The organism is Alsobacter sp. R-9, assembly GCF_054612375.1.
Map to the genome: position 1 here is coordinate 46,738 of NZ_JBTSWJ010000001.1, position 15,143 is coordinate 61,880.

General features: G+C 70.3%; 17 protein-coding genes. 11 read left to right on the plus strand and 6 right to left on the minus strand.

The features are described from left to right. The first annotated feature begins 13 nt into the window (after window positions 1-13). From ACX9GQ_RS00235 to hydA, 6 genes are all read left to right on the plus strand, one after another. A complete protein-coding gene (locus ACX9GQ_RS00235) occupies window positions 14-1,306 on the plus strand; it encodes an ABC transporter substrate-binding protein (RefSeq protein ID WP_459627515.1) in 1,293 nt (430 codons plus the stop codon). A gap of 121 nt (window positions 1,307-1,427) precedes the next feature. Next, on the plus strand, window positions 1,428-2,312 hold the full coding sequence (locus tag ACX9GQ_RS00240; RefSeq protein WP_459627516.1) for an ABC transporter permease: 885 nt from the start codon (window positions 1,428-1,430) through the stop codon (window positions 2,310-2,312). A 4-nt stretch (window positions 2,313-2,316) separates the two neighbouring features. Beyond that, on the plus strand, window positions 2,317-3,207 hold the full coding sequence (locus tag ACX9GQ_RS00245) for an ABC transporter permease (protein WP_459627517.1): 891 nt from the start codon (window positions 2,317-2,319) through the stop codon (window positions 3,205-3,207). A 5-nt stretch (window positions 3,208-3,212) separates the two neighbouring features. Beyond that, a complete protein-coding gene (locus ACX9GQ_RS00250; RefSeq protein ID WP_459627990.1) occupies window positions 3,213-3,947 on the plus strand; it encodes an aspartate/glutamate racemase family protein in 735 nt (244 codons plus the stop codon). Between the two features lie 5 nt (window positions 3,948-3,952). Beyond that, window positions 3,953-4,798: a GNAT family N-acetyltransferase gene (locus ACX9GQ_RS00255; RefSeq protein ID WP_459627518.1), complete on the plus strand. Its 846-nt coding sequence runs from the start codon at window positions 3,953-3,955 to the stop codon at window positions 4,796-4,798. Between the two features lie 46 nt (window positions 4,799-4,844). Then, window positions 4,845-6,281, plus strand: coding sequence for a dihydropyrimidinase (hydA, locus tag ACX9GQ_RS00260; protein ID WP_459627519.1), 1,437 nt, complete (start codon window positions 4,845-4,847; stop codon window positions 6,279-6,281). 12 nt (window positions 6,282-6,293) lie between these two features. Here hydA and ACX9GQ_RS00265 read toward each other — a convergent pair whose 3' ends face one another. Both ACX9GQ_RS00265 and eda read right to left on the minus strand, forming a co-directional pair. Next, entirely contained in the window at window positions 6,294-7,226 is a 933-nt protein-coding gene (locus ACX9GQ_RS00265) for a tellurite resistance TerB family protein (RefSeq protein WP_459627520.1), read from the minus strand. 62 nt (window positions 7,227-7,288) lie between these two features. Beyond that, on the minus strand, window positions 7,289-7,930 hold the full coding sequence (gene eda / locus ACX9GQ_RS00270; protein WP_459627521.1) for a bifunctional 4-hydroxy-2-oxoglutarate aldolase/2-dehydro-3-deoxy-phosphogluconate aldolase: 642 nt from the start codon (window positions 7,928-7,930) through the stop codon (window positions 7,289-7,291). 138 nt (window positions 7,931-8,068) lie between these two features. Here eda and ACX9GQ_RS00275 point away from each other — a divergent pair, with 138 nt between their 5' ends. The 5 genes from ACX9GQ_RS00275 to ACX9GQ_RS00295 all read left to right on the plus strand — a co-directional run bounded on the left by ACX9GQ_RS00275 (window position 8,069) and on the right by ACX9GQ_RS00295 (window position 11,214). Further along, window positions 8,069-9,169 carry a YihY/virulence factor BrkB family protein gene (locus ACX9GQ_RS00275; protein WP_459627522.1) on the plus strand — a complete coding sequence of 367 codons (1,101 nt, stop codon included), beginning with the start codon at window positions 8,069-8,071 and terminating at the stop codon, window positions 9,167-9,169. Window positions 9,170-9,272: 103 nt separating this feature from the next. After that, window positions 9,273-9,446, plus strand: a complete 174-nt coding sequence (locus ACX9GQ_RS00280) for a DUF1328 domain-containing protein (RefSeq protein WP_459627523.1) — start codon at window positions 9,273-9,275, stop codon at window positions 9,444-9,446. 4 nt (window positions 9,447-9,450) lie between these two features. Beyond that, window positions 9,451-10,479 (plus strand): AI-2E family transporter, encoded by a 1,029-nt coding sequence (locus ACX9GQ_RS00285; RefSeq protein ID WP_459627524.1) that lies wholly within the window; start codon window positions 9,451-9,453, stop codon window positions 10,477-10,479. Between the two features lie 116 nt (window positions 10,480-10,595). Next, a complete protein-coding gene (locus ACX9GQ_RS00290) occupies window positions 10,596-10,796 on the plus strand; it encodes a hypothetical protein (RefSeq protein WP_459627525.1) in 201 nt (66 codons plus the stop codon). A 1-nt stretch (window position 10,797) separates the two neighbouring features. Next, window positions 10,798-11,214 (plus strand): hypothetical protein, encoded by a 417-nt coding sequence (locus ACX9GQ_RS00295; protein ID WP_459627526.1) that lies wholly within the window; start codon window positions 10,798-10,800, stop codon window positions 11,212-11,214. A gap of 11 nt (window positions 11,215-11,225) precedes the next feature. Here ACX9GQ_RS00295 and pcaDC read toward each other — a convergent pair whose 3' ends face one another. The 4 genes from pcaDC to pcaH form a co-directional block, all read right to left on the minus strand. Further along, entirely contained in the window at window positions 11,226-12,404 is a 1,179-nt protein-coding gene (gene pcaDC, locus ACX9GQ_RS00300; RefSeq protein ID WP_459627527.1) for a bifunctional 3-oxoadipate enol-lactonase/4-carboxymuconolactone decarboxylase PcaDC, read from the minus strand. 11 nt (window positions 12,405-12,415) lie between these two features. Further along, a complete protein-coding gene (gene pcaB / locus ACX9GQ_RS00305) occupies window positions 12,416-13,783 on the minus strand; it encodes a 3-carboxy-cis,cis-muconate cycloisomerase (protein ID WP_459627528.1) in 1,368 nt (455 codons plus the stop codon). A 68-nt stretch (window positions 13,784-13,851) separates the two neighbouring features. Beyond that, entirely contained in the window at window positions 13,852-14,430 is a 579-nt protein-coding gene (gene pcaG / locus ACX9GQ_RS00310) for a protocatechuate 3,4-dioxygenase subunit alpha (protein ID WP_459627529.1), read from the minus strand. Then, window positions 14,423-15,133, minus strand: a complete 711-nt coding sequence (pcaH, locus tag ACX9GQ_RS00315; protein WP_459627530.1) for a protocatechuate 3,4-dioxygenase subunit beta — start codon at window positions 15,131-15,133, stop codon at window positions 14,423-14,425. Before pcaH ends, pcaG begins: the two co-directional genes overlap by 8 nt. Between the last annotated feature and the right edge of the window lie 10 nt (window positions 15,134-15,143).

The following is a 15,143-nucleotide window of genomic DNA, read 5'->3' on the forward strand; positions in this document are numbered from 1 at the left end:
TGGGAGTGGGCACATGACCGACGACAGCACGACGAAGACGGGCGTTTCCCGTCGAACGATCCTCAAGGGTGCCGGTGCTGCCGCCGGCGCTGCCGCGGGCTCGGGGGCCATCACCGGCTTCCCGGCGGTGTTCTCGCAGGAGAAGAAGGTCCTGCGCTACCTCGGCACCGCGGTGAACCAGGCCGACGACATCAACAAGCAGCTGCTCAAGGACACGGGCATCACGCTCGAGTACATCTCGGCGACGACGGACGACGTGACCAAGCGGGTCATCACGCAGCCGAACTCGTTCGACATCCTCGATACCGAGTACTTCAGCCTCAAGAAGCTGATCCCGTCGAAGAACATCCTTGCGCTCGACGCGAAGAAGATCAAGGAGTTCAACAACATCACCCCCATCTTCACGAAGGGCGAGCTGCCCAACGGCAAGAAGATCGGCGACCAGGGCACGGCGCCCAAGAAGGTGATGTTCCTCGACGGCAAGGACTCCACCACGTTCGCCAAGGGCGTGACGGAGTGGGTCACCCTGATCCCGACGGTCTACAACGCCGACACGCTCGGCATCCGCCCCGACCTGATCAAGCGCCCGATCGAGAGCTGGAAGGAGCTGCTGAATCCCGAGTTCAAGGGCAAGGCCTCGATCCTCAACATTCCGTCGATCGGCATCATGGACGCCGCGATGGTCGTCGAGGCGTCCGGCCTCTACAAGTACCCCGACAAGGGGAACATGACGAAGCAGGAGATCGACCTCACCATCAAGGTCCTCACCGAGGCGAAGAAGGCCGGCCAGTTCCGCGCCTTCTGGAAGGACTTCAACGAGTCCGTCAACCTGATGGCGTCCGGCGAGACGGTCATCCAGTCGATGTGGTCGCCCGCGGTCACGGCCGTGCGCTCTAAGGGCATCCCCTGCGTCTTCCAACCGCTCAAGGAAGGCTACCGCTCCTGGGCGTCCGGCTTCTGCGTCTCGAAGGGCGTTTCGGGCAAGAAGCAGGAGTGGGCCTACGAGTTCGTGAACTGGTTCCTCTCCGGCTGGGCCGGGGCCTACCTCAACCGGCAGGGCTACTACTCGGCGGTGCTGCCCACCGCCAAGAAGTTCATGACCGAGGACGAGTGGGGCTTCTGGATGGAGGGCAAGCCGGCCAAGAACGACATCAAGGCCCCGGACGGCTCGCTCCTCGAGAAGGCCGGTTCGACGCGCGACGGCGGCTCCTACGACCAGCGCATGGGCAGCGTCGCCTGCTGGAACGCCGTCATGGACGAGAACGACTACATGGTCCGCAAGTGGAACGAGTTCATCGCGGCCTGAGGTCGTCGACGAACGCCTGAGCGCGGGGTCAATTCCGCCCGCCGCTCCAACGGTTGCCCCTCCCCGTTCGGGGAGGGGTCCATCCTGCGACGACCTGCCCGTCCGCCGAGAGCTTCCCGACGTGAAACCGACGAGCGCCTTCACCCTTCCGGCCTGGCTGCAGGCTGCGCCGCTGGCGCTGGTCTTCGCGCTCTTCTTCCTGGTCCCGCTCGCCTTCGTCGTGATGGTGAGCTTCTGGGACTACAACGAGTACGCGATGCTGCCGGGCTTCACGCTGCGCAGCTACGTCGAGACGTTCGAGGGCTGCTACGACCAGCTGCCCGAGGTCTGCACGATCCTGAAGACCTACTGGTCGACCGTGTTCTTCTGCTTCACGGTGTGGCTGCTGACGCTGCTGATCGGCTTCACGATCGCCTATTTCCTCGCCTTCCACGTCCGCTCGATCACCGTGCAGATGACACTCGCGGTGATCTGCACGATCCCGTTCTGGACCTCGAACGTGATCCGCATGATCTCGTGGATCCCGCTGCTCGGCCGCAACGGCCTCGTCAACCAGGGGCTGATCAAGCTCGGCGTCATCAAGGAGCCGCTGGAGTGGCTGCTCTACTCCGACTTCGCGGTGATCCTCGCCTTCGTGCACCTGTTCACGTTCTTCATGGTCATCCCGATCTTCAATTCGATGGCGCGCATCGACAAGCGGCTGATCGAGGCCGCCTACGACGCCGGCGCGTCGGGCTGGCAGACCTTGTGGAACGTCGTCATCCCGCTGTCGAAGCCGGGGATCGTCATCGGCTCGATCTTCGTCATCACCATCGTGATGGGCGACTTCGTCACCATAGGCGTCATGGGCGGCCAGCAGATCGCCTCGGCCGGCAAGATCGTCGAGACGCGGCTCAACGCACTGCAGTTCCCGCCTGCGGCGGCCAACGCGGTGATCCTGCTCGCCGTCGTCCTCCTGATCATCACGGCGATGAACCGCTTCGTCGACGTGCGCAAGGAGCTGTGACGCGATGCGCGAGGGTCGCCCCGCCTCCTTCTACTGGCTCGCCCCGTTCTTCGGCGCCTTCGTGCTGTTCCTCTACGGGCCGATGATCGCCATCGTCGTGCTGTCGTTCCAGGGGCCCGAGGGCGGGCTTACCTTCCCCCTGCGTGGCCTTTCGCTGCACTGGTTCCGCAAGCTGTGGAGCGGCGGCGGCATCGTCGACATCAAGGGCGCCTTCGTGCGCTCGATCTTCATGAGCCTCACCGTCATGGTGGTGACGGTGGTCGTCTCGGTGCTCGCGGGGCTCGCCTACCGCAAGCGCTTCTTCGGCCAGAACCTCGTGTTCTACGTCACCATCGCCAGCCTGATCGTGCCGTCCATCGTCACCTCGCTGGGCATCGCCCTGCAGTTCCGCCTGCTCGACGACGCCATCCGCAACAACGGGCCGGAGTGGCTCACCGACGGCTACACGACGGCGATGGGGCTCTACACGTCCGGCATGGGGGCGCACCTCACCTGGACGCTGCCCTTCGGCCTCCTGATCATGTTCGCCATCTTCAACCGCTTCGACCACCGGCTGGAGGAGGCGGCGCGCGACCTCGGCGCGACGCCGTGGCAGACGTTCCGCCATGTCGTGCTGCCCATCATCCTGCCGTCGCTGGTCGGGGTCGGGCTGTTCGGGTTCACGCTGTCGTGGGACGAGATCGCCCGGTCGTCGCAGTCCATCGGCGAGAAGAACACGCTGCCGCTGGAACTGCAGGCCTTGACGACGACGATCACGACGCCCGAGATCTACGCCCTGGGGACGGTTACCACCGCGGTGTCCTTCCTCGTCATCGGCGTGGCGCTCGCGGCAATCCTCGTGCTGCGATCCCGCCAGGCGCGCAAGGGCTCCGACGCGGGCCAGGGACTTGTGTGAGCGCGATGCTCCTTCACGTGGTGAACCCCAACACGACCGCCGCCATGACGGCGCGGATCGCCGCGGCCGCGCAGGCGGCGGCTTCGCCCGGCACGACGGTGCGCGCGACGACGCCGCAGGCGGGCCCGGTCTCCATCGAGGGCTTCTACGACGAGGCCTTCTCCGTGCCCTTCATGCTCGGCGAGATCGCCGCCGCGGAGGCGGCGGGCGCCACGGCCCACGTCATCGCTTGCTTCGACGACACGGGCCTCGAGGCGGCGCGCTGCATCGCGCGGGGGCCGGTGATCGGCATCGGCGAGGCGGCGTACCACGTGGCGAGCCTGCTGGCGCATCGCTTCAGCGTCGTGACAACCCTGTCGCGCTCCATCCCGGCGCTGGAGAACAACCTCCTGCGCTACGGGCTCGACCGACGCTGCGCGCGGGTGAGGGCCAGCGAGGTGCCGGTGCTCGAGCTCGACGACCCGGCCTCGGACGCCGTTTCTCGAATCTCGGCGGAGATCGAGCGGGCGAAGTCGGAGGATGGCGCGGAGGCCATCGTGCTCGGCTGCGCCGGCATGGCGGACCTCGCGGCGAGCCTGTCGCGGACGCATGGGATCCCGGTGGTGGACGGCGTCGCGGCCGCGGTGCGGCTCGCCGAAGCCGTGGTGGGGCTGGGACTCACCACGTCGAAGTCCGGCGGCTATGCCTCGCCGAGGGCGAAGCCCTACACTGGGGTCTTCGCCCCGTTCGCTCCCCGGTAGATGCCATGCCCGAGACACCCGTCATCCGCCCGATGAGCCGTCGTGATCTCGACGTCGCCATCGAATGGGCGGCGGCGGAAGGGTGGAATCCCGGCATTGCCGATGCCGACGCCTTCCTCGCGACCGACCCGGCGGGGTTCCTGATGGCCTCCGTGGGCGGGGAGCCAGCCGCCTGCGTCTCGGTCGTCGCCTATGACGACGCGTTCGGTTTCCTCGGCTTCTACATCGCCACGCCGGCCTTCCGCGGAAGGGGCTACGGCATGGCGACGTGGGCGGCCGGCATGGAGCGGCTCGGAAGCCGGGTCGTCGGCCTCGACGGGGTCGTGGCGCAGCAGGACAACTATCGGAAGTCGGGCTTCGTGCTGGCCCACCGCAACGTGCGCTTCGAGGGTGTCTCCCGCGCCGACATGCCGGGCGACCCGCGGCTCGCCCGCATCGGGCAGGGGATCCTGCCCTCGATCGTGGCCTATGACCGCGCCTTCTTCCCGACGCCGCGCGATGCCTTCGTCACCCGCTGGACGCGCGAGGGCGGTCGGGTCGGCTATGCGCTCGTCGAGGACGGAGATGTGATCGGCTACGGCGTCATCCGGCGGGCCCGGTCGGGACACAAGATCGGGCCGCTCTTCGCGCAGACGCCGACCGACGCGGACATCCTGTTCCGGGCGCTCGCCTCGACGGCGAAGGGGGAGATTGTGGTGCTCGATCCGCCGGAACCCAATGAGGAGGCGCTGGCGCTGGCCGAGCGGCACGACCTTTCGCCGTCGTTCGAGACGGCGCGCATGTACCGCGGGCCGGCCCCCGACCTCCCGCTCGACCGCATCTTCGGCATCACCACCTTCGAACTCGGCTGACGGCGCACGGCCGCGCCCTTCTTTCCGTCCTCTCCTGGAGCACGACATGGCGACCTACGACCTGGCAATCCGCGGCGGCACCGTCGTGACCGCGGCCGACGTCACGCGCTGCGACATCGGCGTGAAGGACGGCCGGATCGCGGTTCTTGCCGACGCGGTGACGGACGCGGCGCGAACGATCGACGCGAGCGGCCTGCTGGTCATGCCGGGAGGCATCGACAGCCACGTCCACCTCGCCCAGCACGCCTACGGCGCGCAGATGGCGGACGGTTTCGAGACGGGATCGCGGTCGGCGGTGGCCGGCGGCAACACGACGATCATTCCCTTCGCGCTGCAGCCGCGCGGTGCTTCGCTGCGCGAGAGCGTGAAGGCCTACCACCGGGAGGCCGACGGCCACTGCATGGTGGACTACGGTTTCCACCTCATCGTCACCGACCCGTCGCCGACGGTCCTCGGCCAGGAACTGCCGGCGCTGGTGGCGGACGGCTACACCTCGTTCAAGGTCTTCATGACCTACGACGACATGGTCCTCAACGACCGGCAGTTGCTTGAAGTGTTCGATTGCGCGCGCCGCGAGAAGGCGCTCGTCATGGTCCATTGCGAGGGCTACGACGCGATCAAGTTCATGACGGAGAGGCTGGAGGCGGCGGGCCGCACGGCGCCCTACTACCACGCCGTCTCCCGGCCGCAGGTGGTGGAGCGCGAGGCCGCGCACCGGGCGATCTCGCACTCCGAGCTCCTCGACGTGCCGATCATGATCGTCCACGTCTCGGGCCGGGAGGCGATGGAGCAGATCCGCTGGGCGCAGCAGCGCGGCCTCAAGGTCTATGGCGAGACCTGCACGCAGTACATCTCGCTGACGGCCGACGACCTCAAGGGCCTCAACATGGACGAGACAGGCGGCAAGTACGTCTGCTCGCCGCCGCCGCGCACGCGCGCCGACTGGGACGCGATCTGGGAGGGCATCCAGACGGGCGTGTTCCAGACCTTCTCGTCGGACCACTGCCCCTACTTCTACGATGGTGATGCGGGCAAGCTGAACGCCAAGGCGCGGACGTCCTTCCGCTGGGTGCCGAACGGCATCCCGGGCGTGGAGGTGCGCCTGCCGATCCTGTTCTCCGAGGGCGTCGTGAAGGGGCGGATCACGCTCGAGCAGTTCGTGGCGCTGACCTCCACCAACCACGCCAAGATGTACGGGCTCTATCCGCGCAAGGGATCGCTCGCGGTCGGCGCGGATGCCGACATCGTGCTGTGGGACCCGGCCCGCAGGGTGACGATCAGCCAGAGCCTCATGCACCACGGCGCGGACTACACGCCGTGGGAGGGATTCGAGGTCACCGGCTGGCCGGTGCGCACGATCCTGCGCGGCGAACTCGCCTATGACGACGGCAAGGTGCTCGCAACGCCGGGGCAGGGACATTTCCTGCCCCGGGCGCTTTCGCCCTACGCCCGTCCGCGCGGTACAGGCTCGGCCTACGCCTGAGCCGGGACCGCGTCAGGCGGACTCCGAGACCTTGGCGCTCTCCGCGGCCGCGTCGATGTGGGCGCGAAGCTCGGCGTCGATGCCGAGCTGGTCGGCGAGCGAGGCGAGGAAGTCCTGCTCCTCCCGCGTATCCGGATCCACGGTGAGGCGCGCGGCGGTGTAGATCTCCACCGCCTCCTCGGGACCCTCGGCGAGCGCGGCGAGGTCCATCGGCGTGGCCGGCCGGGCGAACTCGCCCTCGAGGAAGGCCGCGGCCTCCGCGGAGAGGCCCAGCTGGCGCAGGCCGCCGACGATGCGTCCGCGCTCCACATCGTCGACGACGCCGTCGGCCGAGGCGGCGGCGATCATTGCCCGCAGCATGACGGTCGCATGGGCCTGGTCGGCGGCCGCGTCGCCGGTCTCGCCGAAGGGGCTCGCCGCCGGCGCGGGCTGCACCTCGCCGCTGCCCGGCAGGGCGAGCGGTGGCTTGCCGGCCTGGTAATTCCTGAAGGCCTGATAGGCGAGGCCGCCGATCAGCGCGAGGCCGCCGAGCTTGGCCGTGTCCAGCGCCAGTCCGCGACCCGCCTTGGTGCCGAGGAAGAGCCCGGCGAGGCTGCCGAGGGCCGCCCCCGACGCGAACGGGTTGTCCTGCGCCATCCCCTTCGCCCTGCCTGCGAGGTCACCGGCCGGCCCGCCTGCCAGCTTGCCAAGGATATCGTTGATCGCCTGGGTCGCGCCGGTGTCCCGTCCGGCCGTCTGGAGGCCCTGCGTGGCCTGCCCGAGGACCGCGCCGAGCAGCCCGCCCAGCCCGCCGCCCGCCGCGCTGCCGCCGGTTCCTCCCTGCTGCACCTGCGACAGGACCCCGCCGAGCATGTCGGCGAGACCGCCGCCCTGCCGCGCCCCGGGCGCCGACGGGCTCTGGCTCGCGGCCATCATGGCGTCGAGCAGCTTCTTGGCATCGAACATGGCTCACCTCCTCCTGGATGAAGAGGCAGTACATCACAATTCGTGCGCGACTGTGACGGCCCTCAGCCGCGCAGTTGTGCCGCAGCCGCCGAAAGAGCCGTGATGCGGGCCCAGTCGCCGGACTTCAGCGCGTCGGCCGGCGTGATCCACGACCCGCCCACGCAGACGACGTTCGGCAGCGCCAGGTAGGACGGAGCCTTGGCCGCGTCGATGCCGCCGGTCGGGCAGAAGGTGAGGTGGGGCAGCGGCCCCGCCAGCGACTTGAGGTAGGCGACGCCGCCCGCCGGCTCCGCCGGGAAGAACTTCATCACGTGGTGGCCGAGTTCGGCCATCGCCATCGCCTCGCCAGCCGTGGCCACGCCGGGCAGGAGCGGTGCCGGGCCTTCCGCCGCCGCCTCCGCAAGACGCTGCGTCGCGCCGGGGCTGACGAGGAAGGTGGCGCCCGCCGAGGTGGCCTCCTTCACCTGCGACGGGGTGAGCACCGTCCCGGCCCCGACCATGGCGTCGGGGACATGGCGGGCGATCGCTTCCATGGCGGCCAGCGCCACGTCCGTCCGCAGCGTGATCTCGAGCGCGCGGAGGCCTCCCGCCACGAGGGCCTGCGCCAGCGGGACCGCCTGGTCGAGCCGGTCGATCGTCAGCACCGGAACGACGGGCGCGATGCGCAGCACGGCGAGGAGGCTGTCGTTGCGGGACACGGTCATCGGAGGCTCCCTGCTTCCTGTTTCCGCGTCGGATGTGCACTGCGGCGCCTGCCGCGTCAACGCGAAGCCGGCCTTCAGCCGCCGGAACCGGTGCGTCGGGCCGACGTTGGGCGCGGCCATCCATGCGCGAGGCCCGCCATGACAGACCGCAGTCCCCGCAGCGGCGCTCCCCGCCGCCGGACGTCGTTCCTCACCGCCCTTCTGCTTGGGACGGGAGCGGCCCTGGTGGCCCGGCGGGAGGCCGGCGGGCGCCGCGCCACCGGCGACGGTCGCCGTCCTGCCCTCCCTGCCGGATCCGGCGACCGCGGCCGGACGGCACAGTCGCCGACGCAGATGCCCGCTCGGGGATGGAAGGACGTCCTGCTGCGCGTGTGGCGGGAGACGTCACGGGACCGGCTGCTGTCGGTGGCGGCCGGCGTCACCTTCTACGCTCTGCTGGCCCTCGTCCCGGCCATCGCCGCCTTCGTCTCGCTTTATGGCCTCGTGGCGGATCCCGGTACGGCTGCGCGGCACATCGACATCCTCGGAGGGGTCCTGCCGGGCGGAGCGATGGACATCATCGGCGAACAGGTCGGGCGTATCGCCTCCCAGGAGGGGCAGACGCTGGGCTTTGCGCTGGCCGGAAGCGTTCTCGTGTCGCTGTGGAGCGCCAACGCCGGCATGAAGGCGCTGATCGATGCCCTCAACGTCGTCTACGAGGAGGACGAGAAGCGCTCCTTCATCCGGCTGACCTCGGTCTCGCTCGCGTTCACGGTCGGCGCCATGCTGTTCGCGCTCGTTGCCGTCGCGGCCGTCGTGGTGGTCCCTGTCGTGCTGGGCGCCATCGGGCTCGGCGAAACGACGGGCACCCTCGTGCGGCTCGGGCGCTGGCCGCTGCTGCTGGTCGTCGTCGCCCTGGCCCTGTCCGTCGTCTACCGGTACGGGCCGAGCCGCGACGAACCGCGCTGGCGGTGGGTGACGCCGGGAAGTGCACTTGCCGCCGTGCTCTGGCTCGTCGTGAGCCTTCTCTTCAACTGGTACGCGGCGAATTTCGCCAGCTACAATGAAACCTACGGATCACTCGGCGCGGCCATCGCCTTCATGACGTGGATCTGGCTGTCGACGGCCGTGGTGCTGCTTGGCGGCGAACTCAACGCCGAACTGGAGCACCAGACGGTGGCCGACAGCACGGGCGGTCCGGAGCGGCCGCTCGGTGAGCGCGGTGCGCGCATGGCCGACACGGTGGCGGAGCGTCCCTGAAGGAGCCGGGGAACCTCCGTCGCTGCAGGCTCGTTCCCGACCGCGCCACGATCGAATCCAAGGGGCGCCGGGGGGCGCAGATCCCGGCGACGGGAGCGCCGCCATGCTCAGATGGGCCCTCATCTTCTTTGTCGTCTCGCTCGTCGCAGGCTTCTTCGGCTTCACGGGCGTGTCCGCCGCGTCGGCACGGATCGCCAAGATCCTGTTCGTCGTCGCCATCCTGATCTTCGTGGTGCTGCTCGTCCTCGGCCTCCTCGCCGGGGAAGCCTTGTTCTGAGGCGGTGAGCGCGGCCGGCTGGGCCTTCGCGGGGCTTCTGGCGCTGCTCCTTTGGCGCGCGCCGGAAGCCGTCTTCCTCCTGTTCGGGGGTCTGCTCCTCGGTGTTCTCCTCGACACGCTGGCGCTGCACGTGCGTCGTGCGACGGGCTGGCCGCCGATGTGGTCGCTCGGCGTGGTTGTCGTCGTGATTGCCGGCCTTCTCGGCTGGGGCGCATGGAGCGGCGGCGTCGGCTTCGTCCGCGAGGTCGACGACTTCGGGCGGACGCTGGTGCGGCAGGCGCGGGAACTCGAAGGACAGCTGGCGCGCGCCGGGCTTGACCCGGCCGCGCTCGTCGATCCCGCTGCCCGGGCATCGGAGGAGACGCCGAGGCCAACGCTGCTCGGGCTCCTGCTGCCCGACCCCCAGGCCCTGACACGCCAGGCGGGTGCGGCGTTCGGCGCCCTCTTCGGCTTCCTGGGCAACGTCGTGCTGGTGGTCTTCACGGGGCTCTTCGTCGCGGCCGACCTGCGTGGCCTCCGGCGTGCGGCCGTGCGCCTGGCGCGGCCGTCGAGGCGGGCCCGGGTCGCCGGCGCCGTGCGCGCAGCGCTCGAGACGCTGCGCTGGTGGCTCGTGGGGCAGGGCGTGACCATGGCCGCCATTGCACTGTCGCTGTGGCTGGCGCTCGCTCTCCTGGGTGTTCCCGGCGCCTTTCTCCTCGGACTGCAGGCAGGCCTCGTCAATTTCGTGCCGTACCTGGGTCCGGTCGTCTCCATCGTCCCCGTCACCCTGTCGGCCGCTCCTCTCGGGGCGGGGACGCTGGCGTGGTCGGCGGCGGCTTTCCTGCTGATTCAGACGCTCGAAGGCTACGTGCTCACGCCTCTCGTGCAGCGACGGGCCGTCGACCTCCATCCGGTGGCCACGCTGGCCGGTCTCGTCGTTTTCGGCGCGCTCTTCGGCGCGGCCGGCGTGGCCCTGTCGACGCCGATCCTCGCTGCCGGCCTTGTCATGGCCCGTCACCTCTCGCGGGAACCGGCGGCGCGACCGGCGAGTTGACCCTGCAAGCATGACCAATGGAGGACCGACGCGATGGGACGCGCAGCATTGCTGTGGCTGCTCGGGGTGCCGATCCCGATCATCCTGCTTCTCTGGTTCATTCGCTGAGGACGACCATGCCAGGCCACAAGTTCAAGATCGGACAGGCGGTGCGCATCGTTGTTTCCACGGACCTGCGCCGGCAGGTGAAGCAGGACCGCTTCGTGGTGCAGCGGCTGCTTCCGGAAACGCCTGAAGGCGAGCCGGGCTACCGCATCAAGAGCGATCGCGAGGCGTTCGAACGTCTCGTGGGCGAACGCGAAATCGCGGCCTGCTGACGTGTCGGGCGACCGCAATCTCGACCGGCTCCTCGCGGAAGCAGCCCGGATCGGCCGCGGCGACGCGACGGCCGGCGTCGCGCCCCGGCCGGACGGCGAAGTCCTCGCTTCCATCGCCCGCGGGTCCGCGGTCCGCGCCCGGGACCGCGATCAGCTGCTGCAGGCCTACCGCGACGCCCACAGGTCCGTCGCGCGACGAGAGGATCTCGTTGACGCTGCCTCCGAGATGTCCTTCCCCGCGAGCGACCCGCCGTCCTACATGGGCGGGACCGGGACCGCAGGCGGACCGGCCCCGCCCGAGGCGGAGCCGGAAAAGCCGAGCACCCGCGTGAGCGATCCCGCCGACGTGAAACCGGCGAAGGAGGACATCACGAACCCGGCGAGCGCCACGCCCGCGACGAAGCCTCCCGGCTCCTGAACCGCGGCAGCTCAGCTCTCGGCCTCCGGTCCCAGCACGTCGCGCACCCAGCGGAACGCTGCGTTCGCGGCGGGAACCCCCGCGTAGACGGCGGTCTGCAGGATCAGCGACCGCAGTTCCTGCTGCGTCACGCCATTCTTCAGCGCCGGGCGGACGTGGAGCTTGAACTCCTCCTCCCGGTGCAGAGCCACCATCATCGCCAGCGTCACGAGGGAACGCGTCTTCCACGGCAGCGTGGGGTCGCCCCAGACCTCGCCCCACGCGGTCCGCGTGATGAAGTCCTGCCAGGGCATCGCGAAGGATCCCGCGCCTTCCAGCGAGCGCTGCACGTGTTCCACGCCGAGCACCGACTTGCGGTTGGCGAGGCCCGTCTGGAAGGGATCGGAGACCGCGCGGGCGGAAGGGGCCTGCGCGTCGAGGAAGGCGAGCAGAATGGGATTCACGGCCTCGGGCCGCTCTGCCACCAGCAAGTGCGCCGTCTCGGGCACCACCTCCAGCCCCGCGCCGGGAATGGCGCGGGTGAGGTCCTCCGCCATGGCAACGGTGGTCACCGGATCGTCGGCGCCCGCCACCACCAGCGTCGGCGCCGTGATCCGCTGCAGGTGGGGGCGCAGGTCCATGTCGCGGATCGCGCGGCAGCAGGCGGCGTAGCCCGCCGCGTCGCAGGAGAGGAAGCGGCCGCGAAGGTGCGCGGCCACGGCCGGATGGCGCAAGGCCATCGCGGCGGTGAACCAGCGGGTCATCACGGCGTCGACGATCGCGCCGAGCCCCTTCTCCTCCACGGTGGCTGCCCGCGTTTCCCATCCCTCGGCGGGCGGCAGATGGGGTGCCGTCGCCATGAGAACGAGGCTCGCCACACGCTCGGGATGGTGGATCGCCAGGGCCTGCGCCGTCATGCCGCCGAGAGAGAGCCCCACGACGTGCGCTCGTGCGATCCCGAGTGCCGCGAGGAGGCCTGCGAGGTCCTCCGCCAGCCGCTCGATGCCGAAGCCGCCGCCGGCGAGGGGCGAGCGGCCGTGGCCGCGGGTGTCGTAGCGGATGACGCGGTACCGGCCGGCGAGGGCACGCGCCTGCGCGTCCCACATCTCGACCGTGGCGCCCAGCGAGTTCGAGAACACCACGGCTGGGGCGTCGGCCGGGCCGGTCTCGTCGTAGAACAGGCGGGCTCCGTCGACGTCGACGAGCGGCATGGGCTTCTCCCTCAGTCTGCGGCGACGCGGGTGCGCACGATTGCGGCGTGGGCGAGCGCGCGGTCGACGAAGCGACCGGCGGCCTCGACGGCGGGGCCGGCGTCGAAGGCGTCGGCCAGGCCCGCGCGGTCGATGCCCTCCGGCAGACCCTCTGCAACCAGCGCGTCGAGCAGCGTGCCGCCGCCGTCGCGGACCTTTTCCGCGGCGCGCTCGACCCGGTCATGGGCAGCGCCGCGTCCGAGCACCGGTGCGAGCCGCGCGGCCGCGGCGTCGGCGAACAGCAGGCCCCTGGTCATGGCGAGGTTCTCGGCCATGCGCCGCGTGTCGACCGCCAGCCCGGTGGCGAGGCGCCGCGCCTCGGAGAGGGCGCCCGCCGTGAGCCCGAAGAGTTGCGGGAGCGCGTGCCATTCGGCGTGCCATGCGCCGGCCGGGCGCTCGTGCGCGGCCGCCATCGCGTGGAGCATCGTGGCGGCGACACCCGGTGCGGCGGTGGCAGCGGCGAGGATCACCGTGCAGCCCACCGGGTTGCGCTTGTGGGGCATCGCCGACGATCCCCCGCGTCCGGGCACGTGCGGCTCGGCCACCTCTCCCACCTCCGTCGAGGCGAGGTGGGCGATGTCGGAGGCCATTTTTCCGAGGGCGCCGGCGAGCAGGGCGAGCCAGGTCGCCGCGTCGGTGGGACCGGCGCGGCGCGTGTGCCACGCCAGTGGCGGTGCGACGAGACGGAGGTCCCCAGCCATCGCTTCCAGCACTTCGGGCCCCTTCGCACCCAGCGCCGAGAGAGTTCCCACCGGTCCGGCCAGCGAGAGGACCAGAGTAGCCTCCTCGATGGCGGGGAGCCGCGCAGCGACGTCGCACAGGCCGGCAAGCCATCCGGCCGCCTTGAAACCGAAGGTGACGGGCGCGGCGTGCTGCCCGTAGGTGCGGCCGGCACACGGCGTCGCTCTATGCGCGGCGGCGAGCGCGGCGAGGCCGTCCAGTGTCGCGACGAGATCGGCCCGCAGCGCCTGGAAGGCCTCCCGCATCTGCAGCACGAGCGCGGTGTCGACGATGTCCTGCGTCGTCGCGCCCTTGTGGAAGTAGGGCTCCAGCTCGGCCGGCAGCCGCAGCTGGACAGCCTTGACGAAGGGGATGACGGGAACCCCCGCAATGCCGGTCGCGCGCCCGAGTGCCTGGAGATCCAGCGACCCTGGCTCGATGGCCGCGATGGCTTCGGCGAGCCCGGCGGGGACGAGCCCCACCGCCGCCTCGGCCCTCGCCAGCGCCGCCTCGACCCGCAGCATGGCCGCCAGCCGCGCCTCGTCGGTAAAGACCGCGCGCATGCGCGCGGTCGTGACGAGGGGGGAGAGCAGGTCGCTGTCGAGGGAGGAGAAGGCCATGGGCGCCAGTGTAGTGCGGGCCGCGACGTTTGCACCCCGTCCGGCCGACGGGGTGCTCGTGCAGGGCGTCAGGCGTCGAAGAACACCGTCTCGCCGTCGCCCTGCAGGCGGATGTCGAAGCGGAAGCGGCCGTCGCCGAGCGCCTCGGCCACCAGCGTCGCGCGCCGGTCCGCGGGGACGAGCCCGAGCACCGGGTCGGTGGTGTTGGCCCCGTCGCCGGGGAAATAGATCCGGGTGCGCAGGTGGGTCAGCATGCCGCGTGCGAACACCGTGACGTTGAGGTGCGGGGCGTGCAGGGCACCCTTCGCATCGCGGAAGCCGCCCGGCTTCACGGTGGTGAAGACGAAGCCGCCCTGCGCGTCGGTCGGCGACCGCCCGAACCCTGTGAAGCTCGAGTTGCCCCGGCCGGCGTCGGCGGGATGGGCATGGCGCCCGGAGGCGTCCGCCTGCCAGATCTCGATCATGGCGTCCGCGACGCCCTCGCCGGCGCCGTCGACGACGCGGCCCTCGATCTGCACGCGCTCGCCGGGCACGTCCGGCCCGGCCATGTCCGTCGAGAAGATCTCGCGCACGCCGTAGTCCTTCGGCGTTAGGCAGTAGGCGAAGAACGGTCCGACCGTCTGGGACGGGGTGATGCCGTCAGTCATCGTGGGGCTCCTCGGTCGGGGTCTGCTCGCGCCCGCGCAGAACGATGTCGAAGATATAGCCGAGCGCCCATTCGGGCTGCGTCGTGTCCATGTCGAAGCGCGAGATCAGGCGGTTGCGTGCCTTCTCGTCTGTAATGGAGTTGAAGATCGGGTCGAACGGGAACAGCGGGTCGCCGGGAAAGTACATCTGTGTGACAAGGCGCGACAGGAAGGACGGCCCGAACAGCGAGAAGTGGATGTGCGCCGGCCGCCACGCGTTGTGGTGGTTTCGCCACGGATAGGCGCCCGGCTTGATCGTCGTGAACTCGTAGCGCCCCTCGGCGTCGGTGACGATGCGGCCCGCCCCGGTGAAGTTCGGGTCCAGCGGCGCCGGGTGCTGGTCGTTGACGTGCACGTAGCGGCCTGCGGCGTTGGCCTGCCAGATCTCGAGCAGCGTGTTCGGCACGGGCCGGCCGTCCTCGTCGAGGACGCGGCCGCGCACGATGATGCGCTCGCCCAGCGGCTCGCCTGCGTGCTGCCGGGTCAGGTCGTTGTCGCCCGGGCGCACGCTCTCGTGGCCGTACACCGGGCCGGTGGTCTCCGAGAGCGTGTGCGGCAGGATGACGAGCGGCTGGCGGGGGTGCCGCAGGGCGGTGCTGCGATACCCCTCGAAGGCGTTCGAGGGGTGCGCGGCCGTGCTGCCGCGCGGATAGATGAGGCCCATGGCCCTTTCC